Source organism: Nesterenkonia sp. K-15-9-6, from assembly GCF_052656005.1.
The window spans coordinates 1-1,415 of record NZ_JBQYEY010000056.1 but is presented as its reverse complement, the minus strand read 5'-3'; the positions used below and the strand labels follow the sequence as shown (position 1 = coordinate 1,415).

Annotated in this window: 1 protein-coding gene; it reads right to left on the bottom strand. The window is 63.3% G+C overall.

Annotated elements, in window-relative coordinates; genetic code table 11:
* Positions 1-49: 49 nt before the first annotated feature.
* On the bottom strand, positions 50-1,288 hold the full coding sequence (locus tag SD455_RS16585; protein ID WP_445508741.1) for an IS256 family transposase: 1,239 nt from the start codon (positions 1,286-1,288) through the stop codon (positions 50-52).
* Positions 1,289-1,415: the final 127 nt, after the last annotated feature.

Below are 1,415 nucleotides of genomic sequence, written 5' to 3'. Positions count from 1 at the left end.
GGTCAAGTCCCCTGTAGTGGTGTAACTGGTTCTCCGAGTTGCTGGATGATTATGCGGCTTCGAGTTCGGGAAGCTCGTGGTGGTGGTCGTCGTGCTCAGCAGCAGTCTGGCAGCGGGCCAGGACCTCGAGGCCGAGGTATCGGCGGCCTTCAGCCCATTCATCGTTCTGCTCCGCCAGCACCGCCCCGACCAGCCTGGTGATCGCCTCGCGATTGGGGAAGATCCCGACCACGTCGGTGCGGCGGCGGATCTCCTTGTTGAGCCGTTCGTTGGGGTTGTTCGACCAGATCTGGGTCCACACGTCCTTAGGGAAGCTGGTGAAGGCCAGGATGTCTGCCCGGGCGGTATCGAGGTGATCATGAACTGCCGGCAGCTTCTCTGCGACATAGTCCAGCAGCCGGTCGAATTGAGCAGTCACGCTGGCCGGGTCGGGCTGGTCATAGACGCTGTGCAGCATCGCTTTGACCGCAGGCCACATGCTCTTCGGACACACGCTCATCAGGTTGGCCGCATAGTGGGTCCGGCACCGCTGCCAACAGGCTCCGGGCAGATTCGCAGCAATGGCTTCGACCAGCCCGGCGTGAGCATCGGAGGTGACCATCTTGACTCCGGTCAGACCGCGGGCGACCAGGTCGGCGAAGAAGGTGTTCCAGGCGGTGGCGGTCTCTGCGGTGGCGACCTGGACTCCCAAGACCTCGCGGTGCCCATCGGCGTTGACTCCGGTGGCCACCAGCACCACCGCGTTGATGACTCGGCCGCCTTCACGGACCTTCATGGTCAGCGCGTCAGCGGCGACGAAGGTGAACGGGCCAGCCTCGCCCAGCGGGCGGGTGCGGAATTCGGTGATGTGTTCATCGAGGTCGGTGGCCATCCTGGAGACCTGGGACTTCGACAACGAATGGATGCCAAGAGCCTTGACCAGCTTGTCCATCCGGCGGGTGGAGACCCCGGCCAGGTAGGCATCAGCGACCACGGTGATCATCGCCGATTCGGCCCGTTTGCGCCGTTCGAGCAGCCATTCGGGGAAGTAGGTGCCTTGGCGGAGTTTGGGCACGGCGACGTCGATGGTGCCAACCCGGGTATCGAGGTCGCGGTGGCGGTACCCGTTGCGGTGGGTAGTCCGCTGCGCGCTGGGCTTGCCGTACTCCGCACCGATGACAGCGTCAGCATCGGCTGAGAGCAGGGCGTTGATCATGGTCTGCAGCAGATCACGGAGCAGATCTGGTGAGGCCTGACCCAGGGCTTCCTTCAACACGGTGGCAGGGTCGAGAATATGGGTAGCGGTCATCGTGGTGATGTCCTTTCGAGTGGGTTGTAGGAGATTCCTCGAAGGGGTCACCCGATGGCCGCGTCCACGTTCAAGACGAAGATGGTCACGGCCTCGGGAGGGTTACACCACTCTATGGGGCACTACT

Excerpts from the sequence above, each read along its gene's own strand:
- SD455_RS16585 (WP_445508741.1), bottom strand. The coding sequence starts at position 1,288 with ATGACCGCTACCCATATTCTCGACCCTGCCACCGTGTTGAAGGAAGCC.